We start from the raw sequence: 25,771 nt of genomic DNA, 5'->3' as shown, positions 1-25,771 counted from the left end.
ATTCTGCCCCCTCTGCGCATGCCGCGCATTCACCCCCTGAGCGTATTTCCGGCAAGATGAAAGCCGGTCCGGCTGGCGTGCTCCCGCGCTGCCCTGCTCCGTCAGCGTTCGGTCAGTTTCAGCTCGATCCGCCGGTTCTGGGCGCGGGCCTCGGCGGTGTTCGCGGGGTTGACCGGGCGGTATTCGCCAAAGCCGGTCGCCGCCAGCCGGTCGGGCGGAAAGCCCAGATCCTCGATCATGTACAACACGACCGACAGCGCCCTGCCCTGACTGAGTTCCCAGTTATTGGTGAAGGGGCCTGCCGCGCCGGGCGGGATGGGGATGGTGTCGGTATGGCCGTCAACGCGCAGGATCCAGTCGATCTCGGAGGGAATATCGCGCGCCACTTCGCTGAGAATGGTCACCACATTGGCGATCTGCGCGCGCCCCTCGGGGGCGAGATCGGCCGAGCCGGGCTCAAACAACACTTCGGAGGAGAAAACGAAGCGGTCCCCGACGATGCGCACCCCCTCGCGCCCGGCAAGAATGGCGCGCATCTGGCCGAAGAATTCCGAGCGATAGCGCTCAAGCTGCCGCGCTTCTTCCTCAAGGCGCCGGCGCTCTGCCTCTTCCAGCTCGGCACGGCGGGTCTGCTCGAACGCGACCCGCGCCAGCGCGGCATTCAGATCTGCGCCCAGCGTTTCGATCTGGGTGCGGGCATCGGCATCGCGCAGCCGCGATTCGCCCAACAGGTCCTGCAGCCCGGCGACCTGCTGACGCAGCTCCTGCACCTGAGCATTGAGCACGGCAAGGCGCCGCTGGTCCTCACTGGCAAGCGCTTCGGCCTGAGCAAGCTGATCCGAGGCAACGGCCAGCAGGGCGGCGCGGGCCTCCGATTCGGTCAGGCGCTCCTCGGCATCGGTCTGCGCGGCATCGCGCGCGCGGTTGGCTGCGGCGAGAAGGGTCAGTGTTTCCTCGGCCCGGCGGCGCTGTTCTTCCAGCGCAAGGGTCATGGCCGTCAGCTCGGCGTCAGAATTGCGCAGGCGTTCGCGCAGCGCCTCGGCCGCCGCCAGATCGGCGAGGCGGGCCTGCTCTTCGGCGCTCAGCGCCTCCTCGGCCTGTGCAAGGCGGGCGCGCAGGGCCTCGGCGGCGGCGGCCTCGGCAAGGCGGGCGCGCTCGGCGGCGTCGATTTCGCTGTCCAGCTGCGCCTCGGCCTGCGCGAAGTCGGCAAGCGCCTGCTGGCGGGCCAGATCGGCCTCGGACAGGGCGGCATCCAGTTCGGCAATGCGCGCCGTGGTCTCGGCATCGAGGGCAGCGAGATCGGCGAGCGCGCGTTGGCGGGCCAGATCGACCTCGGTCAGGGCAGCGTCCAGCTCGGCGATGCGCGCGGTCGTCGCGGCATCAAGCGCGACGAGGTCGGCAAGCGCCTGCTGGCGGGCGAGATCGGCCTCGGACAGCGCGGCATCGAGCTCGGCGATGCGCGCGGTCGTCGCGGCATCAAGCGCGGCGAGGTCGGCAAGCGCCTGCTGGCGGACCAGATCGGCCTCCGACAGGGCGGCGTCCAGCTCGGCGATGCGCGCTGAGAGCTCGGTTTCGCGCAGGGCCAGCGCGGCGAGCGCCTCTTCGCGCCGTTGAAGTCGCTCCCCGGCCTCTTCGGCGCTGGTGAGCGCGGTGTCGCGGGCGGCTTCGGCGCGGCGCAAAGACTCGCTGGTGTTGGAGAGTGCTGCCAGCGCGTTGTCGCGCGCCGATTCGGTAGCGGCCAGGCGCATCAGCATTTCCGCCAGCGAGGCCTCTCCCGCCTCGGCCCGGCTGCGCATGTCAGCCAGCGCGGCCTCGACCGCTTCGCGTCGCGCGGCATCAAGGCGCGCGGCCTCGGTGGCGGCGTCAACCTCGTCTCGGGCCTGGGCGAGGGCCAGTTGCAGTGCCTCGGTCTCTGAAAGAAGGCTGTCGCGCGCCGCCTCGGTCTCGGCAAGCTGACCGCGCAGATCGCGCCCCTCGGCGATCAGGGCAGCGACCTGCGCTTCAAAGGCGGTAATCGCGCTGCGGGCCTCGCCAAGTTCGGCCACCCGGGCCGAAAGTTCGCGCCCCAGCCCGGCGATCTGCGCCTCCTGCGCCTGAAGGGTCGCGCGCGCCGCCTCCAGATCGCCCGACAGCCCGCTGACCTGCCCTTCCAGCGTGGCGACGCGCGTGCGCGACAGGCCCAGGGCATCGGTCAGCGATGAGACCTGCGCGGCCAGCCCCTGCAACTCGCTGTCCTGGGTGGAGATGGTTTCGCGCAGCACCGACTGCACGATCATGAAGATCGACAGCACGAAGATCAGCACCAGCAACAGGGCCGTCATCGCATCGACGAAGCCCGGCCAGATCGACGACGCAAAGCGCTGGCTGGACCGGCGCGACAGGGCCATGGCCTCAGCCCTCGTCGTCGCGCGCGGGCATGATCACCGGCGGCGGCTGTCGGTTGAGCTGGCGCACGGCCTGGGTCAGGGTGGACAGATCGGTGCGCAGATCAGCGATGGATTCCTGACGGCCCGCCGACAGCTCTTCCAGGATGCGCAGCAGTTGCACATCCATCGAGCGCAGGCGCATGCGGGTCTCGGCCTCGATATGGGCCTCCGGCTCGGCGGTCATGGTGTTCAGATGGCCGATGACCTGTTCCTGACCGTCGGCCAGCCGACTCAGCGCCGCGGCGGTGCTGCTTTCCATCTCGAAGCGCAGCGACAGCCGGTCAACGGCCTCGGCCAGCGTGGAGAGGCCCTGATCAAGCTGCGCGCGCCCGGCCTCGGCCTCGGATTGCAGGTTGCGCATCGCTTCCAGCTGGTCGGCCATGCTGTCCAGCACCGTCACCAATGCGCCCATCGCGCCGCCGGCCTCGCCGCTCTCGTTCTCGGACGCGGCGGAGCCCAGCCGCGTGATCGACGACAGCCATTCCTCCAGCTCGCGGTAGAAGCGGTTCTGCCCGTGGCTGGCGAACAGCTCCAGCATCCCCACCACAAGCGACCCCGCAAGGCCAAGGAGGGACGAGGAAAAGGCCACGCCCATCCCGTCCATCTGCGCCTCAAGCCCGGACATCAGATCGCCGAAACTGGAAAGCGCGCTCTGCCCTTCCTGCGGGGCAAGCGAGCGGATGGTTTCAACCACCGCCGGAACCGAGGTGGCGAGGCCGTAGAACGTGCCCAGAAGGCCAAGAAAAATCAGCAGGTTGACAAGATACCGCGTGATATCGCGCTCTTCGTCGATCCGGGTTGCGACGGATTCGAGAATCGAGCGCGTCGAGGTGGCGCTGATATGGCTGGATTTCCCGCGCGAACGCAGCAGCGCTGCCAGCGGTGCCAGCAGGCGCGGCGCGACGGTGATCTGATGGCCCGGCGTTTCGGCGGCGAACCCCTCGATCCAGGCGACCGAGCTGGAAATCTGGAATACCTGCCAGAAGGTGGCCAGAACGCCGATCAGAAAGACAAGGAAAATGAAGCCGTTAAGCCAGATATTGGCGAAAAAGATGCCCGAGACGCGCGGAAAGGCGATATAGACCCCGGCACCGACCAGCGCCAGCGAGATCAGCATCAGGGTGATCTGGCGCACCGGCTGCGAGAACTGCACGCGGCCGATCGGTCCCAGGGCACCCGCTTTGAGTTGTCTCGCCATACTGTCTGACCCGCTGATTTACCCACAATATCTAGTAGGAAGCGCGCCGCTTGCCAACCGTAAACTATGCCGTTTTCAGCGCCTGCACCCGCTGCGACAACCAGTCCAGCTCCGTATCGGGCAGCCCCAGCGCGCGCAGATGCGTGGCAGTCTGGTGCAGGTACTCGCAATTCGGCCCGCGCCCGCCCACGGCACGCGCGATGATCCGGGCCTGTTCTTCCAGCGACAGGCCGCCGCAATACTGCGCATGCGCCGGGTCGATGACATAGGCCACGGCACTGACGGCGGTGCCGCTGGCCAGCGTCACGGGCTGAACCGTCTCCAGATAGGCGGCCGAAATCAGCTCGCGCGCGCGCAGATATTCCAGCGTTTCCTCAGCAATCTGGGGGGCGATCTCAAAGGCGATGCCGCTGCAATGCGCGCCCTCAGCGGCGTCCAGCGCCAGCACAAGGCCCGGCTCGGCGATGGTACCGCGATGATGGATCGAGCGCATGCAGAAGGAGCGGTGATAGCCCTCAAGCCGGGCAACAGCCCGGCTGGTCCAGGCAAAACCGGGGCTCCAGATCAGTGACCCGTATCCGAAAACCCATAGCGGCTGCACCCTGACCTCCGTCACCAAAACGTGCGCGGGCGCTGCAATGGCTGGCCCCTGACGCGGCGGGGATGTAAACACGCGCTGACAGGAAAACAACCGGGGTTCGGGCAATGCGGGTGATCTGGGGGCTTCTGGCCGTGGCCGTTCTCGCCACACTGGGCTGGGGCGGCTACTGGTTCGCGGGCGCAAGGGCGATGGACCATGCGGTGACGCGGGTGTTGCAGGGCAATCCGGCGGTCTCGGCAGCCAGTCACAGCCTGCAGGGCTTTCCCAACCGCTTTGACCTGACGCTGGACGCGCCGCAGGTGGCGCAGGGCGGGCTACGCTGGCGCGCGCCCTTCGTGCAGTTCTTCGCGCTCAGCTACCGGCTGAACCATGTGATCGCCGTCTTCGCGCAGGACCAGCAGTTCGATATCGAGGGCCGGGAATTTTCGCTGCATACGCAGGACATGCGCGCAAGCCTGGTGATGACGCCCGGGCTGGACCTGCCGGTGGAGCGCGTGGCCCTCGTGGCCGAGGCCCCGGCGCTGCGCAGCCTGAACGAGACCCATCGCGCCGATACCACCAGACTGGCCAGCCGCGCGCTGGAGGGGGCGCGCCACGCGCTGGTGATCGAGCTGGAAAATGCCTTTCCGGACCCCGCCGCCCTGAACGCGCAGGACCCTCACGGCCACTGGCCGCGCCGGTTCGATGTGATCCGGCTGGAGGGGGAGGTCGCCCTTGACCGCGCACTGGACCGCCACGCCCTGAACGGAGCACCGCCGCAGGTGACCGGGCTGGCGCTGACCGGCGGGCGGCTGGTCTTTGACGGGATCACGATCAACGCAAGCGGACGGCTGGAACCTGATGCGCAGGGCTACCTCTCGGGCGAGATGGTGCTGGCAATTACCGGCTGGCGCGAGCTGATGCGCCGCGCACGCGACGCAGGCCTCATGCCCGCCGAACATGACACGCTGGTCACACTGGCGCTGCAATCCATGACCGACCCCGCCAACCCCGAGCGGCTGGAAGCCCCCTTCGCGGTCCGCGCGGGCGACATTCTGCTGGGGCCGGTGGTGCTGGGATCGCTCCCCCCGCTGCGCTAGGCCGGGCCGCTCCCGCCCGTTGTCGGAGGCGGGCTGCCGCCCGCCCCCTCCGCCCGTTTGGCCGGGCCGCCGCGCCTGCGGCACGGCGGCACAGGGGGCTTCGCCCCCTTAGGTCTTTTTCAGGAGTCAGGGGGCTTTGCCCCCTCTGGGCCTGCGGCCCATTCACCCCCGCGTATTTCCGGCAAGATGAAAGGAGGCGCCGCGCCCCTGATTCATCTGTTCATAAATATCCCGGGGGAGTCCGGCCATCGCAGATGGACGGGCGGGGGCAGCGCCCCCGTTCTTCGTCAACGCATCTCCATCGCGGTGCGAAGAAGTATGCAGGTCGGCGAGAAACCGGCGTGACAAAGCGGCGCGGGGGGCGGTGTAATTTCAAGCTTGAAATTTATGATCTGAAATGCCAGTCTCCGCTGTAACCGATCAGGGAGACCACACGCATGAAGATCCTCTGCCTTGGAGGCGGCCCCGCCGGGCTCTACTTCGCCATTTCCATGAAGCTGCGCGACCCGTCGCATCAGGTCACGGTGATGGAGCGCAACCGCGCCAACGACACTTTCGGCTGGGGCGTTGTCCTGTCGGATGATGCGCTGTCGAAAATGCAGATCAACGACCCGCAATCGACCAACGCGATCCGCGACCATTTCGCCTACTGGGACGATATTGCCGTGGTCCATAACGGCCAGCGCAATGTCTCCGGCGGGCATGGTTTTGCCGGGATCGGGCGCAAGCAGATGTTGATTCTGCTGCAGGCCCGGGCGCGCGAGCTGGAGGTGGATCTGCAATTCCAGACCGAGTTCAAGTCGGCCGAGGAATACCGCAAGGAATACGACATCGTCGTCGCCACCGACGGCATCAACAGCCTTGTGCGCAAGGAATATGAAGAGGTTTTCCAGCCCGATATCGACATGCGCAAGTGCAAGTTCGTCTGGCTGGGCACACATCAGCGCTTTGACGATGCCTTCACCTTCATCTTCGAGAAGACCGAGCATGGCTGGGTCTGGGCGCATATTTACCAGTTTGACGACAAGACCGCGACCTTCATTGTCGAATGCCTGCCCGAAACCTGGGACCGCTGGGGTTTTGAGCATATGTCGAAGGAAGAAACCGTCGAGACCTGCCGCAAGATATTTGAGGCGCATCTGGGCGGGCATGATCTGATGTCGAATGCCGCCCATCTGCGCGGCTCTGCGGTATGGATGCAGTTCCCGCGCGTGATCTGCGAAAAGTGGTATCATGAGAATGTCGTCCTGATGGGCGATGCGGCGGCGACCGGGCATTTCTCCATCGGTTCGGGCAGCCGTCTGGCGTTCGACAGCGCCATCGCGTTGGCCGATTATCTGCATTCCGAGCCGACGCTGGAACAGGCCTTTGAGCGCTATCAGGAAGTGCGCCGGATCGAGGTGCTGCGCACCCAGTCTGCCGCCCGCAACTCCCTGGAATGGTTCGAGGAGGTCGAGCGCTATCTGGACATGCCCGCGCCGCAGTTCGCCTATTCGCTGCTGACCCGCAGCCAGCGTATCAGCCATGAGAACCTGCGCCTGCGGGACCCGGAATGGCTGCGCAGCGCCGAGGACTGGTTTCAGGAACAGGCCGGGGGCGAGCCAGGCCGCACGCCGATGTTCGCGCCGTTCCAGTTGCGCGACATGAAGCTGGCCAACCGCGTGGTGGTGTCGCCCATGGCGCAATACAAGGCCGTGGATGGCTGCCCGACGGACTGGCATTTCATCCATTACGCCGAGCGCGCCAAGGGCGGTGCGGGGCTGGTCTATATCGAGATGACCTGCGTGTCGCCGGAAGGGCGGATCACGCCGGGCTGCCCGGGCCTGTATGCGCCCGAGCACGAGGCCGCCTGGTCACGGCTGGTCAATTTCGTCCATGCCGAGACACCGGCCAAGCTCTGCATGCAGATCGGCCATTCGGGGCGCAAGGGTTCAACCCAGCTCGGCTGGGAAAAGATGGATGCGCCGCTCAAGGAAGGCAACTGGGATATTGTCTCGGCCTCGGCCATCCCATGGTCGCCCGGCAACGCCACCCCGCGCGAAATCAGCCGCACGGAAATGGACAAGGTGCGCGATGAGTTCATGGCCTCCACCGAGATGGCGGCGCGCTGCGGCTTTGACATGGTGGAGCTGCACGCCGCACACGGCTATCTGATCTCCAGCTTCATCTCGCCCAAGTCCAACATCCGCACGGATGAATATGGCGGCAGTCTGGAAAACCGGATGCGCTACCCGCTGGAGGTCTTTGCCGCGATGCGCGCCGTCTGGCCTGCGTCGAAGCCCATGTCAGTGCGGATTTCAGCCAATGACTGGGTGGGCAGCGATGGTGTCACCCCTGAGGAAGCCGTCAAGATCGCGAAGATGTTCAGCGAGGCCGGGGCCGATATTATCGACGTCTCCGCCGGTCAGACCGCGTTCGACGGGCGCCCGATCTATGGCCGCATGTTCCAGACCCCGTTCTCGGACCGGATCCGCAACGAGGCAGGGATCAGGACCATGGCGGTGGGCAACATCTTTGAGACGGATCACGTCAATTCGATCCTGATGGCGGGCCGGGCTGATCTGGTGTGTCTGGCGCGCCCGCATCTGGCCAACCCCTACTGGACGCTGCACGCCGCCACCCAACTGGGCGACACGGCCACGCAATGGCCCCTGCCCTATCTGGCGGGCCGCGATCAGGCGCGCAGGCTGGCCGAGCGAGAGCAGGAAGTGCTGCGGGCATGAGCGGGGAGGATGCACGCAAGCGGCGGGTACTGATCACCGGCGGCGGTTCGGGCATCGGACGGGGCCTGGCGCAGGCCTTTGCCGCGGCCGGTGATGATGTCACCATCACTGGCCGCGGTCTGGCAGCGCTGCAGGAAACCGACGCCGGGCGCGGCATGACCTGCCGTGTCGCCGATGTCACCGATGAGGCGCAGGTGGCGGCGCTGTTCGACGCGCCGTTCGACGTGGTGATCGCCAATGCCGGCGGTGGGGCGGCGGGCAAGCTGCGCTCCATCTCGCTGGAACAGTGGAACCAGACGCTGGCGGTGAACCTGACCGGCACGTTCCTGACCTTCCGCGAAGCGCTGAAGGTGATGCAGCCGGGCGGGCGGATGATCGCCATCGCCTCAACCGCCAGCCTGAAGGGGGGCGCGACGATCGCCGCCTATGCGGCGGCCAAGCATGGGGTGCTGGGGCTGGTGCGCTCCATCGCACAGGAGGTGGCGACCAAGGGCATGACCTGCAACGCCATCTGCCCCGGTTTTGTCGATACCCCACTTGGGCAGGCGGCGGTCGATGCCGTCGAGAGGCGGTTTTCCTTGACCCCGGAGGAAGCCTTGGCGCAGATCGTGGCGGATAACCCGATGAAACGCATGGTCCGGGTCGATGAGGTTGCGGCAGCGGCGCTGTTTCTGGCGTCAGCCGGTGCCTCGATGGTCAATGGTCATGCGCTCTCGGTCTCAGGAGGAGAGATCTGATGAATGAAAGCGCCCCTTCGCTGTCCAAACGGCGGCTGAAAAGCTGGATACGGCTGCTGCGGCTGACGCGCACCGTGGAGGCCGATCTGCGCGACTATCTGCGCAAGGGGCATGAAACCACCCTGCCCCGCTTTGACGTGATGGCCGCGCTCTACCGGCGACGCGAGGCCCTGACCATGTCGGAACTGTCGCGTCTGCTACTGGTGTCGAACGGTAATGCCACGGCGGTGGTGGACCGGCTGGAGAAGGACGGGCTGGCGCGGCGCACTCCCGCACCGACCGACCGGCGTACCGTGCATGTGGCGCTGACCGAGGCCGGGCTGAAAGCCTTTGAGGCCATGGCACAGGGCCATGAGGCACGCATTGACGCGCTGTTTTCCGGCCTGAGCGCCGAGGATCTGGATACCTTCCGCGATATCCTTCAGCGCGCCCAGCCTGAGAAGATACCGGAATAACCGTCTGACACCGCGACGGATGATACAAAGGACCGAATGATGACCCTGATGGCCGATCTCAAGCCCGAACATTTTGACTGGCATGTCGCCGACCGGATCGCCACGATCCGCCTGTCGCGGCCCGAACGCAAGAACCCGCTGACGTTCGAGTCCTACGCCGAGCTGCGCGATACCTTCCGCGCGCTGCCCTATTGCACCGATGTGGATGTGGTTATCTTTGCCTCGAACGGCGGGAATTTCTGCTCGGGCGGGGATGTGCATGAAATCATCGGCCCGCTGGTGGGTATGGAGATGCCGGAGCTGTTGCGCTTCACCCGCATGACCGGCGATCTGGTCAAGGCGATGCTGAACTGCGGCAAGCCGATCATCGCAGCGGTGGACGGGGTTTGCGCGGGCGCGGGCGCGATTGTCGCCATGGCATCCGACCTGCGGCTGGCGACGCCGGCAGCGAAAGCGGCGTTCCTGTTCACCCGCGTGGGGCTGGCGGGCTGCGACATGGGCGCCTGCGCGATCCTGCCGCGGATCATCGGTCAGGGCCGAGCGGCGGAGCTTTTGTATACCGGGCGCGCGATGGGGGCCGAAGAGGGGCTGAACTGGGGCTTCTGGAACGCCCTGCACGGCGCGGATGAGCTGGAGGCGGCGGCGCTGGCGCTGGCGCAGCGCATCGCTTCGGGCCCGAATTTCGCGCATATGATGACCAAGACGCAGCTGAATGCGGAATGGAACATGGGGCTGGAACAGGCCATTGAGGCCGAGGCGCAGGCGCAGGCGATCTGCATGAAAACGCAGGATTTTTCGCGCGCCTATCATGCGTTCGTGGCCAAAGAGAAACCCGTTTTCGAGGGAAACTGAACGGGCACGCGGGGGCTGCCGCCCCCGCACCCCCGCCCCAAGGGGGCGCTCGCGCCCCCTTGGGAAACCCCCTGAGGATATTTGAGGACAGAAAATGGCAGATCGTAGCTTTCTGGACTGGCCGTTTTTCGAAAACCGGCACCGGGAATGGGCGCAGGCGCTCGATGAATGGTGCGCGCTCCATCTGCCTGCCGATCATTCGGATGTGGATGAAGCCTGCCGCAAGCTGGTGGCCGACATGGGCCGCGACGGCTGGCTGAAACCCACCGGGGTGGCGCAGGGCGAGAGCTTTGATCTGCGCATGCTGTGCCTGAGCCGCGAGACGCTGGCGCGCCATGACGGGCTGGCCGATTTCGCCTTTGCCATGCAGGGGCTGGGGATGGGAACGGTCAGCCTGTTCGGCAGTGACGCGCAGCGCGAATGGCTGGCGAAGACGCGGGCGGGCGAAGCGATTTCAGCCTTTGCGCTGACCGAGCCGGGCTCGGGATCAGACGTGGCGAATTCAACCATGAGCGCCGAAAAGGTGGCCGGCGGCTGGCGGCTGAACGGGGAGAAGACCTATATCTCGAACGGCGGGATTGCCGATCTCTATGTGATCTTTGCCCGCACGGGCGAGGCGCCGGGCGCGCGCGGCCTGTCGGCGTTCCTGATGCCCGCCAGCGTTAAGGGTTTTGAGATACTGGAGCGGATCGAGGTGGTGGCGCCGCATCCGCTGGCCCATTTCCGCCTGACAGATGTCTTCCTGCCCGACAGCGCGCTGATCGGCATCGCGGGCGCGGGGTTCAAGCAGGCGATGGCGGTGCTCGATGTGTTTCGCTCGACAGTCGGCGCGGCGGCGCTTGGCTTTGCGCGGCGCGCGCTCGATGAAGCGCTGGCGCGGGTGCGCGAGCGCCAGTTGTTCGGCGCCCCGCTGGCCGATCTGCAGATGGTGCAGGGCCATGTCGCCGATATGGCGCTGGGGGTCGATGCCTCGGCACTGCTGATCTACCGCGCCGCCTGGACGCGCGACATGGGCGCGCCGCGCATCACCCGCGAGGCGGCGATGGCCAAGCTGCATGCCACCGAGACCGCGCAGAAGGTGATCGACACCGCCGTGCAGCTTTTCGGCGGCGACGGGGTGCGCAAGGGCTTCATCGTGGAAAGCCTGTATCGCGAAATCCGGGCGCTGCGCATCTATGAGGGAGCGAGCGATGTGCAGAAGGTGGTGATTGCCCGGCAGGTGATGGGATGAGCTATTCCCGCGATATCCGCATTGAATTCAACCATTGCGACCCGGCCGGGATCGTCTTTTTCCCGCGCTATTTCGAGATGATCAACTCGATGGTCGAGAACTTTTTCCGCGACCGGCTGGCGCATCCGTTCGAGCAGATCACCATGATCGAGGGTCACGGCGTGCCGACCGTGCGGCTGGAGACCGATTTCCGCGCCCCCTCACGGCTGGGCGATCTTGTGCGCTTCACGCTGACAGTGACAGGCGTGGGCCGCTCCTCGCTGGATCTGCATCACCGGGCCGAGATGGCGGGTGAGCTGCGGCTGGAGGCGCGCCAGCGCATCGTCTGGATCGGCCCGCAAGGCCGCGCCGCCCCCTGGCCCGAGGCGCTGAGCGCCCGGCTGCAAGCATTTCAAGAGGAGACCCCGACATGAGCGTGCACGAGATCCTGCACCCCAAGAACTGGAAACCCACGCCGGGCTACGCCAATGGCATCGCCGCACGTGGACGCACGCTCTACCTGGGCGGGCTGATCGGCTGGAATGCCGATCAGGAGTTTGAAACCGATGATTTTCTGGGCCAGGTCGATCAGTGTCTGGCCAATATCGCGGCGGTGCTGGCCGAGGGCGGCGCCGGGCCGGAACATCTGGTGCGGCTGACATGGTATGTCACCGACAAGCGCGCCTATATGGATAGTCTGCGCGATCTGGGCCGCGTCTATCGCAAGCATCTTGGCAAGAACTTTCCGGCCATGGCGCTTGTGCAGGTGGTTGCCCTGGTCGAAGACCGCGCCAAGGTCGAGATCGAGGCCACCGCCGTGATCCCTGACTGAGCCAGACCAAGAACCAGAGGGCGGTGAACGCCCCGTTTTCGCGGTGCCCCACAGGGGGGCCCGCCCTTCCGGGAGATAAGAATGCTTGGACCGAGTGCGCATGTCGATACTTTCGCGCGTGACCATCTGCCCCCTGCCGCGCTGTGGCCGGACCTGCCGCAGGAGGGGTTTTCCTATCCGGACCACCTCAATGCCGGGGTTGAGCTGACCGACCGGGTTGTCGGTCTGGGCTACGGCGACCATGTCGCGCTGATCGGCAATGGCCGTGAGCGGACCTATAAGGAACTGAGCGACTGGACGAACCGTCTGGCGCATGCGCTGGTCCATGATTTCGGCGTGAAGCCCGGCAACCGGGTGCTGATCCGCTCTGCCAACAACCCGGCGATGGTGGCCTGCTGGCTGGCGGCGACCAAGGCGGGCGCGGTGGTGGTCAATACCATGCCGATGCTGCGCGCGGGTGAGTTGTCCGCGATTGTGGACAAGGCGCATATCACCCACGCCCTGTGCGATACGCGGCTGATGGATGAGCTGGCGCTTTGTGCCAAAAGCTCGAAATTTCTGAAAACCGTGGTGGGTTTTGACGGCACGGCCAACCATGATGCCGAACTGGACCGCGCCGCACTGTCGAAGCCCGTGAAGTTTGACGCGGTGCAGACCGGGCGCGATGATGTTGCGCTGCTGGGCTTCACCTCGGGCACCACGGGCGCGCCCAAGGCGACGATGCATTTTCACCGTGACCTGCTGATCATTGCCGATGGCTATGCACGCGAAGTGCTGGGGGTGACGCCGGAGGATGTGTTCATCGGCTCGCCCCCGCTGGCATTCACCTTCGGGCTGGGCGGGCTCGCGATTTTCCCGCTGCGCTTTGGTGCCACGGCTTGTCTGCTGGAAAATGCCTCGCCGCCCAACATGATCGAGATCATCCAGAAATACCGCGCGACGGTCTGCTTTACCGCGCCCACCGCCTACCGGGTGATGCTGAAGGCGATGGATGAGGGTGCTGACCTGTCCAGCCTGCGCGCCGCCGTTTCGGCCGGGGAAACCCTGCCCGGCCCGGTCTATGAGGAATGGATGGCGAAAACCGGCAAGCCCATGCTGGACGGAATCGGCGCCACCGAGATGCTGCATATCTTCATCTCGAACCGCTTTGGCGACAGCTTCCCCGCATGCACCGGGCGGCCTGTGTCAGGCTATGAGGCCCGCATCGTTGGCCCCGACATGCAGACCCTGCCTGACGGCGAGGTTGGGCGGCTGGCGGTGCGCGGCCCCACCGGCTGCCGCTACCTCTCGGATCGGGAGCGCCAGCGCGTCTATGTCAAGGACGGCTGGAACCTTACCGGCGACAGTTTCTGGCGTGACGAGAAGGGCTATTTCCACTTTGCCGCACGCTCGGATGACATGATCATCTCGTCAGGATACAACATCGCCGGGCCTGAGGTGGAGGCCGCGCTGCTGTCGCATGCCGATGTGCTGGAATGCGCGGTGATCAGCGCCCCTGACCCTGAGCGCGGCCAGATTGTCGAGGCGCATGTGGTGCTCAGTGCCGGTGTGGCGCCCGATCCGCTGACCGCCAAACGGCTGCAGGACCATGTCAAGGCAACCATCGCGCCCTACAAATACCCGCGCCGGGTGATCTTTACCGAAAGCCTGCCCAAAACGGCGACCGGCAAGATCCAGCGTTTCCGCCTGCGCAAGGAGGGCTAAGGCTGGGAGGGCTTTGGCAGGCCCGCTGCGGCGGCCTTCCCGCGCAAGGACCTGAGGGCCGGTTGCACAGGTGCACCGGTCACATTGCACCCGTCCCGGTGCCCCAGTCCCGGTGCGCGCGGCTCAATGCCGGAGCGTGCGACCGCCGCCATTCGTCTTGCCGCTCGGCGGCGGGACATGCAGTTTCGGCAAGGCCTCATCATCGTCGCTTGCGCCAGTGATCTTGTCGAAGGAATGGCCCTTGGGCCGGCGGGCAATCCGCGCGCGCTTCATTTCGGCGCTTTCGCGCAGCCGGACGGGGGTAACGCGCACAGGCGTGATGCGCTCAGGCTGCACGGCCTCATCAGAAACCGGGGCCTCATCAGAAACCGGGGCTTCATCTTGTGCCGCCCCGGCCCCTTTTCCGGCTTCAACGCGCGCGCTGTCATCGCGCCGCGCCGCCGCCTCCAGCTCTTCGCGCAGGACCGCGCGCAGCTCGGCCATCAGATCGGCGCGCATGGCTTCCAGCCGCTCCTGCTCGGACAAAAGCGGCTGACTGGTGCGCAACTCGGGCTCAGGCCCGATGACCGAGCGCCGGATGCGGTTGTGCAGGATCTCGGCCAGCGCGGCACCGGCCAGAACACCGGCAACATTCGCGCCGAAATCCAGCCAGTCGGCCGTGCGGCCCACCATCGGCTGGATCACCTCGATCGCACCGCCAAAGACAATGGCCGCCGGAACCGCCCAGCTCCAGCGTTCCGTGTCGGTGACGATCACGGGGAACACCAGCGCCATGAAGGCGATAAAATGGTACACCTTGTCGGCGCCTGTCGGCATCGGCACATCGGGTGGCAGCGGTGTCAGCATCAGCACCGCAATCACCGCCGCCAGGACAAGGCTGAGCGCAAGCCCCATGCGCGACCACATCCCGTTGCGCTCGATGAAGGAAACCATAAGGCCGGAAGGCCGCGGCGCATGCGCGCGCGCGGCCTTGTCCTGAGGTATGTCCTTGCGTTTCATGCAGTCTTCCGCCGGTTTTCCGCGTCATTCATCCTTTTAGGATCGCCCGGAAAAACGGCAGTAATTGGGCTTGGCAAGGGCTTAACTGTGCCCCGCCGCGCGTCGTCACAAGCCTGCCGAAGCCCCCGCGACAGCGCCCGCCATCGCCTCCGGCTCGGCAGCGCGCAGGCTGTCCTTCAGCCGCGCCAGCGCCCGCTCCTCAAGCTGGCGCACCCGCTCCTTCGAGATCCCCATCGAGACCCCAAGATCGCTCAGCGTGACCGGCTCTTCCGCCAGATGGCGCAGCGCGACAATGCGGCGCTCACGCTCCGGCAGCGCCGACACGGCGGTATAGAGCGCGCGGCGGCGGCGGTCATGCTCCAGACGGCCCAGAACGGAAGCCTCGGTCAGCGGCGCATCATCGACCAGCGCATCAACCCAGGTGCGTCCGCCCTCGTCATCGGCACCCTGCGGGGCATCCAGCGACAGATCGGCGCCGGACATGCGGCCCATCATCACCTCGACCTGATCCTCAGGCACCTGCAACTCGCGCGCCACCCGCGTTGACAGCGGCTCATCGCGTGACGCATCGCCCTCATGGCGCTGCAGGACACGGCGCAGATGGAAGAACAGCTTCTTCTGCGTGGCATTCGTCCCGGTGCGCACCAGCGACCAGTTGCGCATCACATAATCCTGCATCGAGGCGCGGATCCACCAGATCGCATAGGTCGAAAACCGCGCGCCGTTCTCAGGATCGAATTTTTCAGCCGCGCGCATCAGGCCCAGATTGCCCTGCTGGATCAGGTCATCATAGGGCACATCATAGCGGCGGAACTTGCCCGCGAACGAGACCGCAAGGCGCTTGTACGCCCCGATCAGCCGGTGCAGCGCGGCTTCGTCGCGGTGGTCACGCCAGGCGATGGCCAGCGCGGTCTCGGTTTCGGCATCCAGCACCTCTTCAGCCATCGAGGCGCGGATGTAGCGGCGGGTGTGGTGATCCTGGTAACCCATCGGAAAAGCCTTTCAGCAAACGCCCGGAGGGCAAAGATGATTTCTTGCCGCTCCTTTATTGTTTCGTATCGCTACTATCTATGCGAAGCCTTGTCAACTGCCTCCGCCCGGCTTACCTCACGCTCCATGACCGCAGAACCCGCTTCGAAAAGACAGGATGACAGCGCCACGCCCGGCATCACCCCCGGCTCGGCCAGTCATGTGGCCGAACAGATCGTTCATCTGGCCCGGCTGGTGCATGGCGCGGCCAGCGACCAGTGCCTGACCCCGGCGCAATGGACGGCCCTGCGCTATTTCGCCCGCGCCAACCGCTTTTCACGCACCCCCTCGGCATTCTCCGAATTCCACGCCACCACCCGCGGCACCGCCTCGCAGACCGTCAAGTCGCTGATCGCGCTCGGCTATCTTGAGCGCCATACCAATGAGGCCGACGCCCGCAGCACCCTGATCGAGGTCACCGCCACCGGGCGCGAAAAATTGGGCGATGACCCGCTCTCAGCCCTGACCCAGGCCATCGACCAGCTGCCGGAGGGCGCGCGGGACCAGTTCGCCAGCCTGATCGCGCGGCTGGCCACCACCATGGCCCGCGCACGCACCGCGCCCTTGTTCGGCAATTGCGGCGATTGCGGCCATTGCGATACCACCGGCAAGGGGCCGGCCTATTGCCGCTGCACCCAGACGCTGCTTGATCGCGGCGAAATGACCGCGCTCTGCGTCGATTTCTCGCCCGCCGCGCCCCGCTTGCGCTGAAAAGCTGCCGCCTGCGCTGAGCCGGCGCGCTGCACTCATCTTCACCTGTTCGGAAATATCCTCGGGGGCACGCCCCTGCCAAGGGGCGTGGCGGGGGCAGACAGCCCCCGGGGCGGCGGGCGGGCCCTCGACGGGCCCGCCGCCGCCACCCTACACCGCCTCACCCGCCTCCAGCCGCGCCAGAAAACCCCCGGCCTGCGTCAACACCTGCGCCCTGTGCTCCGGCGCCAGCCGGTCCCAGTTGCGATAGATCACCGCCATGCGCGGATTGGGCTGAAACCGGGCGCGGTGGCGGTCAAGGAAATGCCAGTAAAGCAGGTTGAACGGGCAGGCCCCTTCCCCCGTTTTCGCCGTCACATCATAGGCGCAGCCCCGGCAATAATCCGACATCCGCGCGATATACGCCCCGGAGGAGACATAGGGTTTTGACCCCAGCACCCCGCCATCGGCGAATTGCGACATGCCGATCGTGTTCGGCGCCTCCACCCATTCAAAGGCATCCGCATAGACCGCCAGATACCACGCATGCACCGCGCCCGGGTCCACCCCGGCCAGCAGCGCGAAATTGCCGGTCACCATCAGCCGCTGGATATGATGCGCATAGGCATGCTCGCGGGTCTGACTGACGACCGCCTGCAAGCAGGCCATCCGCGTCGGCGCCCCCCAGTAGAGCGCGGGCAGCGCGCGGGTATGGCCCAGCGCATTCTGCTCCGCATAGCCCGGCCCGTGCAGGTCATAGATGCCGCGCACGTATTCGCGCCAGCCCAGCACCTGCCGGATGAACCCCTCGGCGGCGTTGAGCGGCGCGCGCCCCGCCCGCCATTCGGCCTCGACCCGGTCACAGACCTCGGCGGGGCTGAGCAGGCCGATGTTCAGATAGGGCGATATCAGCGCATGGTGCAGAAAGCCGTCCCCGGCCAGCATCGCATCCTGACAGGTGCCGAAATCGCGCAGATGGTGGGTCAGGAAATGCTCCAGGCTCCGCAGCGCGCCCTCGCGGTCGGTGGCGAACCAGAAGGGTGTCAGCGTGCCGAAGTGATCGGCGAACCGCGCCTGCACCAGGTCAATCACCGCCTGCGTCACCGCATCGGGCTCATGGCGCAGGGGCGGGGCGCGCAGCAGGTCGGCCTTCGCCGGTTTGCGGTTCTCATGGTCAAAGTTCCATTGGCCCCCCGCGGGGGTATCGCCCTCCATCAGATAGCCGGTCCGCTGGCGCATCCGGCGATAGAAATGCTCCATCCGCAGCACCTTGCGCCCCGCGGCCCAGTCGGCAAAATCAGTGGCCGGGCAGAGAAAACGGTCATCCGGCAGCATCGTCACCACCAGCGGCACCCCCGCCAGCGCCTGCGTCAACCGCCATTCGCCGGGACGCGTGGCCAGAACCTCCGCCGCACCAAAGCCCTCCGCTCGGCGCAGTAGCTCCCCGGTGATCGCGCCGCTGTTGCCGTCCTCATCCAGCTGCGTATAGGCCACCCGCCAGCCCAGCGCGCGCAGCCGTTCGGCGAATTTGCGCATCGCCGCCAGCACCAGCACGATCTTTCTGGGGTGATGCGGCACCGAGCGTGCCTCGGCCATCACCTCGGCCATGACCACGATATCGCGCGCCGGGTCGGCGGCTTCCAGCGCGCTCAACCCCTCGGACAACTGATCGCCCAGCACGAGAACCAGACGCGGCCTCACCAGGCCACCGCCTTGCCCGCACCGTCATAGAAACGCCCCGTGTCAGCGGCGCTCAACCCGTCGATCACCGCCCACAGGTTTTCCGCCGCCGCATCCGGCGTCACTGCCGGGTGGCGGCCCAGGTACTTCTCGGTCAGGAGCGTGGTCACCGTGCCCGGATGCAATGCCACGCAGGCCAGTTGCGGATGGCTGCGCGCCAGTTCGATCGCCCCGGTGCGGATGATCTGGTTCAGCGCGGCCTTGGCAGCGCGGTAGGAATACCACCCCCCGGCCCGGTTATCCCCGATCGAACCCACGCGCGCCGACAACGCCACAAACACCGCGCGGCGCTCGCGCGGCAGCAACCGGGCCGCATGTTTCAGCACCATCGCCGGGCCGATGGCATTGAGCGCGAATTGCGCAGCCATGGTGGCAGGGTCCAGCGCGCGCAGGCTCTTTTCCGGCCCCTGCCCGCCGATCTCCAGCGCGCCGGTGGTGGTGATCACCGCATCAAAGCTGCCTTTGAGCGCGCCCAGATGCGCCGCCACGCTGGCCTCATCCGTCACATCCAGCCCGTCGATGCTGCGCGACAGGCCCACCACATCAGCCCCCCGCCCGCGCGCCACCCGCCCGAGCGCCGCACCGATCCCGCCAGACGCACCGATAATCAGCACCCGCATTCCCTGCCCCGCTTGTTTCGCCGCTCAGGTAGCGCGCCGGTGCTCCCCGTCCAGCCTCCCGATAACCCGCCCGGCCAATTGACACCCCCGCCCGCGCCCGCCACTCTGCGCGCAAAGAAGGAACACAGCATGACCACCCTGCCCTATCTGACCTCTGCCACCTGCGAACCGCTGATGGACTGGATCGCCCTGACCGATGCCCTGATCGAGGGCCACCGCGCCGCGCCCGCCGAACTGCGCGACCAGCTCCTGTCCCGCGGCGATGACCGGCTCCTGTCACGCGCCGCCTGGATCGACGGGCTGGGCGCAGGCGTGAAATCGGTCACCGTCTATCCCGGCAACCCGGCAGCGGGGCGGCCCAGCGTGCAGGGCGCTATGCTGGTCTTTGATGATACCACCGGCGCGGTCGAGGCGGTGATCGACAGCCCGCTGGTGACCAAATGGAAAACGGCGGGTGATTCGCTTCTGGGCGCCCGGCTTCTGGCCCGCAAGGACGCCCGCAAACTGCTGATCGTCGGCGCGGGCGTCGTGGCCCAGACGCTGATCGAGGCCTATAGCGCGCTGATCCCCGGCCTTGAGGTGACCATCTGGGCGCGCAACCCCGCCGCCTCCCGGGCCCTGGCTGACAGGAACCCCGGCACCGAGAGCGCCACCGATCTGGAAACCGCCGTGCGCGCCGCCGAAATCATCGCCACCTGCACCATGGCGAAGGAACCCCTGATCAACGGCGACTGGCTGCAACCCGGCCAGCATCTGGACCTGATCGGCGCCTATACCCCCGATATGCGTGAGGCCGACGATACCTGCCTGAAACGCGCGCGCCTCTTCGTCGATTCGCGCGCCACCACCATCGGCCATATCGGCGAGCTGATGATCCCCATCGCGGCAGGGGTGATCACCGAAGCCGATATTCAGGGCGATTTCTACGATATGGTCGCAGGCCGGGCCGGGCGCCGCTCGGACGCGGAAATCACTCTGTTCAAGAACGGCGGCGGCGCGCATCTGGACCTGATGACGGCGCGGATGATGCTCGCGCGCTGGCGCGCCGCACAGGCATAGTTCAGCCGGTCAGCAACCGCGCCATGCGCCGCAGCGCCAGCTCATAGCCCTGCACCCCGCAACCGGCGATCACCGCATCGGCGCGCGCTGAGACAAAGGAATGATGGCGGAACGCCTCGCGCTGGTGGATGTTCGACAGATGCACCTCGATCACCCGCCCCCCGAAAGCGTTCAGCGCATCCAGAATGGCAACCGAGGTATGGGTATAGGCGGCGGGGTTGATGACAATCCCGCCCGCCACCCCGCGCGCGGCCTGAATGGCATCGACCAGCGCGCCCTCATGGTTTGACTGAAACGCCGCCAGCGTCAGCCCCAACTCGCCCGCCACGCTCTGGCACAGGCGCACCACATCTTCCAGCGTCTCGCGCCCGTAGATCTCGGGCTGGCGCTGCCCCAGCAGATTAAGGTTCGGCCCGTTGATAAGGTGGACAATGCCCGCCATGAAACCTCCTGCTTTTCATCCGGCGCCAGAGTGCCGCGTCAACCCTTCTCCGGCAAGCCCCCAACCAGAAGCCCCGCACCGATGGCCCCGCGCAAAAACCGTCGGAAAAAATGCCCATTCACCTGTTCAGAAATATCCCCGGGGGTGAGGGGCCGCTGGCCCCGAGGGGGCAGAAAGCCCCCTTCTTTTTCCGACCCCGACCTCAGTCGCGCACACCCGAAAACCGCGCGGCGTAATCGGCGCGCTCTTCATCGGTGATCTTGGCAAACAGCACCTCGGGCACCTCAAAGCCATGGCCTTCGGGCAACAGCGCCAGCGCCGCGCCGATATCGCCGGGCCAGGACCAGTCCTCGCAGTGCATCGACGCCATCATCCGGGCCGCGGCCTCAGGAATGAAGGGCTGTGACAGCACCGCGTAAAGCCGGATCAGGTTCAGCGCCAGACGGATCTGGGCGGCGGCCTGCTCCGGGTCGGTCTTGAAGGTGGACCAGGGCGCGGCTTCCTGCAGGTATTCGTTGCCCAGCACCCAGATCGCGCGCAACTCGCCTGCCGATTTGCGCACCTCCATCGCCTCCATATGCCCCTCATAGGCCCGGATGCGCGTGCTCAGCGCCGCAATCAGCGCCGCCTCACCCGGCCCCCATGCGCCCCCCCCGGGCACCACCTCGCCAAATTTCGAGCGGCAGAATTTGGTCACCCGGCTGACCAGATTGCCCAGCACATCGGCCAGATCCTTGTTCACGCTGGCCTGAAAATTCTCCCAGGTGAATTCGCTGTCGCTGCTTTCGGGCGCATGGCTGAGCAGCCACCAGCGCCAGTAATCGGCAGGCAGGATGGTCAGCGCCTGATCCATGAACACGCCCCGGCCCTGCGAGGTGCTGAACTGGCCGCCGTCATAATTCAGGTAGTTGAACGACTTGATGTAATCCACCAGCTTCCACGGCTCGCCTGATCCGATCAGCGTGGCCGGGAAAGACAGCGTGTGGAAAGGCACGTTGTCCTTGCCCATGAATTCGACATAGCGCACGTCATCCGCGCCCTTGTCGGTGCGCCACCAGCGTTCCCAGGCGCTGTCATCCAGCCCCTGCGCATCGGCCCATTCGGCGGTAGCGGCGATATATTCGATGGGGGCATCGAACCAGACGTAGAAAACCTTGCCCTCCATCCCGCTCCACGGCGCGCCCTCGAACTGGGCGGGCACCCCCCAGTGCAGATCGCGGGTGATCCCCCGGTCCTGCAACCCGTCGCCGTCGTGCAGCCATTTCTTGGCGATCGAGGTGGTCAGCACCGGCCAGCCGGTCTGGCTGTCGATCCATTCATCCAGCGTATCGCGCAGGGTGGACTGGCGCAGGAACAGATGCTTGGTCTCGCGCACCTCCAGATCGGTCGAGCCCGAGATGGCCGAGCGCGGGTTGATCAGGTCGGTCGGGTCAAGCTGCTTGGTGCAGTTCTCGCACTGATCGCCGCGCGCGCGCTCATAGCCGCAGTTCGGGCAGGTGCCTTCGATGTAGCGGTCGGGCAGAAAGCGGCCGTCGGCAACCGAATAGACCTGTTCCTCGGACACTTCGGAAATCAGCCCGGCCTCGCCCAGGGTCTTTGCCATATGCTGGGTCAGCACATGGTTGCGCTGGCTGGAGGAGCGGCCGAAATGGTCGAAGGACATGGCGAAACCGCGCGCCAGCCCGGCCTGCACCTCATGCATCTCGGCGCAGTATTCATCCACCGGCTTGCCCGCCTTGGCGGCGGCGATTTCGGCCGGGGTGCCGTGCTCATCGGTGGCGCAGATGAACATCACCTCATGGCCACGCGCCCGCATGTAGCGCGCATAAAGGTCAGCCGGGAGCTGTGAGCCCACCAGATTTCCCAGATGCTTGATGCCATTGATGTAAGGCAGGGCCGAGGTGATCAGGATGCGCGCCATGTCGGGTCCATCTTGGTTCTGTCAGTTGCAGGGTCGCGCCGTCTTTACAGGAAGCCCGCCCGGCCCGCCAGCGCCGGAATCACGGAAAGAAAACAGAGAAGGGAATTGCAGGGCGGATTCATCGCCGCGACCGGCGGTCTCCTGCACGGGGCTGTGAGCGGCCCCGTCAAGATGATTGACGCCAGCGGGTCAAAGAGGCAGTCTTTGGCGGCGTCGGCCCCTCTGAGGCGCGGCGTCCTTAAGTCTGAAATTCCAAGGAACAGCCGATGCCCTGTGCTTCCCGTTCATCATTATTGATTTCCACCGCGCTTACCGCATTGTCGCTTTCACTGGGTGCCTCTGCCGCGCTCGCGGACGAACAGGCGGGGTTCGCGGTCGAACTGTCGCCCTCCACAGATTATTACACCCCGCTCCGAGTGGGCCTGCGCGTGTTCGGACAGGCGGTGGAACCTGCGGCCTCCTTCGTGCGCGGCTGCCAGGGGCATCTTGTGGCAGAAGGCGCGGCGGCGGTCTTCGAGGTGACCGACCGGCTGGAAACCCTTGCCTTCACCGCGACGGGTGAGGGACTGGTCAGCATGGTTCTGGGCACGCCGGACGGGCTTTACCGTTGTGCGCTGGTCGGCAGCGATGCGCTCGCCTCCACCCAGCTTGCCGGAGTTCAGCCCGGGCGCTATCTGGTCTGGCTGGGCGGTGAAGAGGGCAGCCGGATTTCGGCACGGCTCATTGCGTCCGATCAGCCGGTCTCGGCGCTGGAACTCAACGGGCTGGATGTCGCTTCACTTGGCGAACCGCGCGCCGGGCAGCATGTGTTCACCGCCACCCTTGAGGGCGGGCGGCAGGAACTGGCGCGGGGCGCCACGCTTCACCCTGACTCACCGATGAGCCCGCTCAATACCGAATACTGCCCGGGGTATGGCCGGTTCGACGCCGCCGATGCGGTGCTGACGCTCGATGCCGAAGAACGGATGCTGAGCATCGCCGCGCAATCGGACCGTGACCTGACCATCGCGGTGCGCAGCCCCGACGGCACGGTACTGTGCAATGACGACTCCTTCGGCCTGAACCCGGCGGTAACCTTCAACAACGCCCCGGCGGGCGATTATCAGATCTTCGTCGGCGCCTTCTCGCAGGGCGGCGCGGCCAGCTATGACCTCTTCGCCTCGCAGGGCGGACCGGCCTTCAGCGAGGCCACGTTTGATCTGTCAGCCGCGCCGCGTCTGGGCCATGCGGTGATGTCCGCGCCCGGGGGCGAGGGTCAGCATCTGGGCAACGGGCCGGTCGTGGCCATCGATCCGCTCGAATCACTCCCCACGGGCAGCTACTGCCCCGGCTACTCGGGCATCGACGCCGCCGACATGGTGGTGACACTGGACGAGTCGCAGCCCCTGCTCAGCCTTTACGCGATGTCGCAGACCGATCTGGTGCTGGCTGCGCGCGGGCCTGACGGGCTGTGGCTGTGCAATGACGACAGCTACGGGCTGAACCCGGGGGTGGAGTTCCACGACGCGATGGCAGGCGATTATCACGTCTTCGTCGGCGCCTATTCGCAGGGCGCCAGCGGGACATTCGACCTCTATGGCGCGCTCGGTCAGGCCCAGTGGGATGGCGCGGGCCCGGTCACCGGCGGCGCTTCGCTTGACCCGGCGGCAGAGCCTGCGGTGGGCGTGGTCAGCTTTGGCCCCGAAACCCGCGTGGACCCCAGGGTCATCTTTGACGTGCAGGCAAGCAATGACGAGGCCTTTGGCATGGGCGACGGCTGCTCCGGCTATATCGTTCCCTCGCGCCCCGATGTCGTCATCTCGGCCGAGGCGGAACTGCCGCAACTGATGGTCTATATGGTCTCGGAAGCGGATGGCACGCTGATGGTGGTTGCGCCCGACGGGCAGATCCATTGCAACGATGACTTCGAAGGGCTGAACCCCGGCGTCATGATCCCCAACCCGCAGGCAGGCGATTACGCGGTCTTTGCGGGCACCTACGGCGGTAACGGCGGTGTGGCGACACTGGGCGTGACCATCGCCAGCCCGCTCTGGGTCATGGACCGCGAGCACTGAGGCAACCGGCGCGGGGCGAAGCATTACGGGCTTCGCACCCTGCGCCGGACCACAGGATCAGTGCGGCAACGCCGGGCATTGCCCCGCGCACCCCGCTCTGAACCGGCCAATGCCCCGGCCCGCCGGGCCGGGGCAATTCCCGCGCAGACAAGAGCCCGCCATGCCCCGATATCCCCGCGCCGCCGCCGCCTCTCGCCTGACCGCGGGTCTGCTGACCGGCTTCCTGATGGCGATGACGCTGCCCGCCCCGGCGCTGGCGCAGGACAATTCCTGCCGCTGGGCCAATGACGGCGAATGCGACGAAACCCGCTATAGCGGCACCGGCGCCTGCCCCACCGGCACCGATACAAACGACTGCCGGGCCGAGGCGCAGGCATGGCAGCGGCTCTGGTCCGCAGTTCCGGCGGATATCCGCACCCGGCTGGGCGATGACAGCTGCCGCTGGGCACATGATCTGGAATGCGACGATGCGCGCTTTGGCGGCACGGGCGCCTGTGCTGACGGTACCGACGCCTCCGATTGCCGCGCGCTGGCGATCGGCGGCGATGAGACCTGCCGCTGGGCCAATGACGGTGAATGCGACGAACCGGGGATCGGCACAGGCCTGTGCACCTCGGGCACCGATACGACCGATTGCCAGGCCGTGGCCTTCCTGCGCAACCGCTCGAACAATTGCGAACACGCCTTCAACGACATCTGCGACGAACCCGGCACCGGCACCGGGCTGTGCAGCGCCAATACCGACACCGCCGATTGCACGGGCAGAACGCGGCCCCACACCGCGCGCGACCATTATTTCGGCCATGATGACCGGGTGCTGGTGGATGTCACGCAGATGCCATGGCGCGCCGTCGGTCTGGTGCAGCTTTCCGATGGCAGTTGCAGCGGCGTGCTGATCGCCCCCCGGCTGGTTGCCACGGCAGCGCATTGCCTGATGGGCAGCAACGGCGCACCGATCAAGGCGCTGCATTTCCGCGCCGGCGCCTGGGGCGACAGCGAGCAGGGGCGCGCGGGCGTCAGCGGCTATGTCGTCTCGCCCGATTACACCCCGCAGGACGCCCCGCCGAATGGCGGCAATGGCGACGACTGGGCGCTTCTGACGCTGGACAGAGATCTGGGGCTGGAACTGGGCTATGTCGCGCCGATGCTTCTGGACAAGGACGATCATCTGGCCATCCGCGAAGGGCGCTTTACCGTCAGTCAGGCGGGATACAGCTGGGATACGGGAAGCTGGCTGTCCGGGCATGTGGATTGCCAGGTGCTGGCCGCCTATCGCGACGGATCGCTGATCCATGATTGCGACACCACACAGGGCGACAGCGGCTCGCCGATCATGCACCAGCGCGGCGGCGAATGGCGGCTTCTGGCGGTCGACAGCCAGTTCTTCGCGCCCCAGCCCC

General features: G+C 66.4%; 22 protein-coding genes. 13 read left to right on the top strand and 9 right to left on the bottom strand.

The window, feature by feature from the left end:
* Positions 1 to 101: 101 nt before the first annotated feature.
* From V7Q53_RS15640 to V7Q53_RS15630, 3 genes are all read right to left on the bottom strand, one after another.
* Positions 102 to 2,387 (bottom strand): peptidoglycan -binding protein, encoded by a 2,286-nt coding sequence (locus V7Q53_RS15640; RefSeq protein ID WP_333829600.1) that lies wholly within the window; start codon positions 2,385 to 2,387, stop codon positions 102 to 104.
* Between the two features lie 4 nt (positions 2,388 to 2,391).
* A complete protein-coding gene (locus tag V7Q53_RS15635; RefSeq protein WP_333829599.1) occupies positions 2,392 to 3,624 on the bottom strand; it encodes a biopolymer transporter ExbB in 1,233 nt (410 codons plus the stop codon).
* 64 nt (positions 3,625 to 3,688) lie between these two features.
* Entirely contained in the window at positions 3,689 to 4,225 is a 537-nt protein-coding gene (locus V7Q53_RS15630; protein WP_333829598.1) for a gamma-glutamylcyclotransferase, read from the bottom strand.
* A gap of 104 nt (positions 4,226 to 4,329) precedes the next feature.
* Between V7Q53_RS15630 and V7Q53_RS15625 the strand changes: the two genes are divergently transcribed.
* The 9 genes from V7Q53_RS15625 (at position 4,330) to V7Q53_RS15585 (ending at position 13,817) form a co-directional block, all read left to right on the top strand.
* Entirely contained in the window at positions 4,330 to 5,304 is a 975-nt protein-coding gene (locus tag V7Q53_RS15625) for a DUF2125 domain-containing protein (RefSeq protein ID WP_333829597.1), read from the top strand.
* A 437-nt stretch (positions 5,305 to 5,741) separates the two neighbouring features.
* Positions 5,742 to 8,027, top strand: a complete 2,286-nt coding sequence (locus V7Q53_RS15620) for a bifunctional salicylyl-CoA 5-hydroxylase/oxidoreductase (protein WP_333829596.1) — start codon at positions 5,742 to 5,744, stop codon at positions 8,025 to 8,027.
* Positions 8,024 to 8,764 carry an SDR family NAD(P)-dependent oxidoreductase gene (locus V7Q53_RS15615; RefSeq protein ID WP_333829595.1) on the top strand — a complete coding sequence of 247 codons (741 nt, stop codon included), beginning with the start codon at positions 8,024 to 8,026 and terminating at the stop codon, positions 8,762 to 8,764. The genes V7Q53_RS15620 and V7Q53_RS15615 overlap by 4 nt, the downstream gene beginning before the upstream one ends.
* Entirely contained in the window at positions 8,764 to 9,219 is a 456-nt protein-coding gene (locus V7Q53_RS15610; protein ID WP_333829594.1) for a MarR family winged helix-turn-helix transcriptional regulator, read from the top strand. The genes V7Q53_RS15615 and V7Q53_RS15610 overlap by 1 nt, the downstream gene beginning before the upstream one ends.
* Positions 9,220 to 9,258: 39 nt before the next feature.
* Positions 9,259 to 10,071 carry an enoyl-CoA hydratase family protein gene (locus V7Q53_RS15605; RefSeq protein ID WP_333829593.1) on the top strand — a complete coding sequence of 271 codons (813 nt, stop codon included), beginning with the start codon at positions 9,259 to 9,261 and terminating at the stop codon, positions 10,069 to 10,071.
* Between the two features lie 94 nt (positions 10,072 to 10,165).
* Positions 10,166 to 11,302: an acyl-CoA dehydrogenase family protein gene (locus V7Q53_RS15600; RefSeq protein WP_333829592.1), complete on the top strand. Its 1,137-nt coding sequence runs from the start codon at positions 10,166 to 10,168 to the stop codon at positions 11,300 to 11,302.
* A complete protein-coding gene (locus V7Q53_RS15595; protein ID WP_333829590.1) occupies positions 11,299 to 11,715 on the top strand; it encodes an acyl-CoA thioesterase in 417 nt (138 codons plus the stop codon). The genes V7Q53_RS15600 and V7Q53_RS15595 overlap by 4 nt, the downstream gene beginning before the upstream one ends.
* Positions 11,712 to 12,113, top strand: coding sequence for a RidA family protein (locus V7Q53_RS15590; protein ID WP_333829589.1), 402 nt, complete (start codon positions 11,712 to 11,714; stop codon positions 12,111 to 12,113). Before V7Q53_RS15595 ends, V7Q53_RS15590 begins: the two co-directional genes overlap by 4 nt.
* 81 nt (positions 12,114 to 12,194) lie before the next feature.
* The gene (locus V7Q53_RS15585) at positions 12,195 to 13,817 is read left to right on the top strand and encodes an AMP-binding protein (protein ID WP_333829588.1); all 1,623 of its coding nucleotides are present in this window, start codon (positions 12,195 to 12,197) and stop codon (positions 13,815 to 13,817) included.
* Positions 13,818 to 13,940: 123 nt separating this feature from the next.
* Here the strand turns inward: V7Q53_RS15585 and V7Q53_RS15580 are convergent, their stop codons facing one another.
* Positions 13,941 to 14,816: a VanZ family protein gene (locus V7Q53_RS15580; protein ID WP_333829586.1), complete on the bottom strand. Its 876-nt coding sequence runs from the start codon at positions 14,814 to 14,816 to the stop codon at positions 13,941 to 13,943.
* 105 nt (positions 14,817 to 14,921) lie between these two features.
* Positions 14,922 to 15,806 carry an RNA polymerase factor sigma-32 gene (locus V7Q53_RS15575; protein WP_333829585.1) on the bottom strand — a complete coding sequence of 295 codons (885 nt, stop codon included), beginning with the start codon at positions 15,804 to 15,806 and terminating at the stop codon, positions 14,922 to 14,924.
* 126 nt (positions 15,807 to 15,932) lie between these two features.
* On the opposite strand from V7Q53_RS15575, the gene V7Q53_RS15570 reads away from it, so the two are divergent.
* Positions 15,933 to 16,556, top strand: a complete 624-nt coding sequence (locus tag V7Q53_RS15570) for a MarR family winged helix-turn-helix transcriptional regulator (protein ID WP_333829584.1) — start codon at positions 15,933 to 15,935, stop codon at positions 16,554 to 16,556.
* Between the two features lie 150 nt (positions 16,557 to 16,706).
* Here the strand turns inward: V7Q53_RS15570 and V7Q53_RS15565 are convergent, their stop codons facing one another.
* Together V7Q53_RS15565 and V7Q53_RS15560 are read right to left on the bottom strand one after the other, a co-directional pair.
* On the bottom strand, positions 16,707 to 18,236 hold the full coding sequence (locus tag V7Q53_RS15565) for a cryptochrome/photolyase family protein (RefSeq protein ID WP_333829583.1): 1,530 nt from the start codon (positions 18,234 to 18,236) through the stop codon (positions 16,707 to 16,709).
* Positions 18,233 to 18,895, bottom strand: a complete 663-nt coding sequence (locus V7Q53_RS15560) for an SDR family NAD(P)-dependent oxidoreductase (RefSeq protein ID WP_333829582.1) — start codon at positions 18,893 to 18,895, stop codon at positions 18,233 to 18,235. Before V7Q53_RS15560 ends, V7Q53_RS15565 begins: the two co-directional genes overlap by 4 nt.
* Positions 18,896 to 19,024: 129 nt before the next feature.
* On the opposite strand from V7Q53_RS15560, the gene V7Q53_RS15555 reads away from it, so the two are divergent.
* A complete protein-coding gene (locus tag V7Q53_RS15555) occupies positions 19,025 to 19,954 on the top strand; it encodes an ornithine cyclodeaminase family protein (RefSeq protein ID WP_333829581.1) in 930 nt (309 codons plus the stop codon).
* 1 nt (position 19,955) lies between these two features.
* Here the strand turns inward: V7Q53_RS15555 and aroQ are convergent, their stop codons facing one another.
* Both aroQ and metG read right to left on the bottom strand, forming a co-directional pair.
* Positions 19,956 to 20,396 (bottom strand): type II 3-dehydroquinate dehydratase, encoded by a 441-nt coding sequence (gene aroQ, locus V7Q53_RS15550; RefSeq protein ID WP_333829580.1) that lies wholly within the window; start codon positions 20,394 to 20,396, stop codon positions 19,956 to 19,958.
* Positions 20,397 to 20,598: 202 nt separating this feature from the next.
* Positions 20,599 to 22,317 (bottom strand): methionine--tRNA ligase, encoded by a 1,719-nt coding sequence (metG, locus tag V7Q53_RS15545; protein ID WP_333829579.1) that lies wholly within the window; start codon positions 22,315 to 22,317, stop codon positions 20,599 to 20,601.
* Positions 22,318 to 22,583: 266 nt separating this feature from the next.
* On the opposite strand from metG, the gene V7Q53_RS15540 reads away from it, so the two are divergent.
* The gene (locus tag V7Q53_RS15540; RefSeq protein ID WP_333829577.1) at positions 22,584 to 24,371 is read left to right on the top strand and encodes a hypothetical protein; all 1,788 of its coding nucleotides are present in this window, start codon (positions 22,584 to 22,586) and stop codon (positions 24,369 to 24,371) included.
* A 160-nt stretch (positions 24,372 to 24,531) separates the two neighbouring features.
* On the top strand, positions 24,532 to 25,771 hold a 1,240-nt coding region (locus V7Q53_RS15535), incomplete at its 3' end, for a trypsin-like serine peptidase (RefSeq protein ID WP_333829576.1).

This window comes from Pararhodobacter sp., from assembly GCF_036802785.1.
Classification (GTDB): Bacteria; Pseudomonadota; Alphaproteobacteria; order Rhodobacterales; family Rhodobacteraceae; genus Pararhodobacter.
This window is presented reverse-complemented; position numbering and strand designations above follow the sequence as displayed.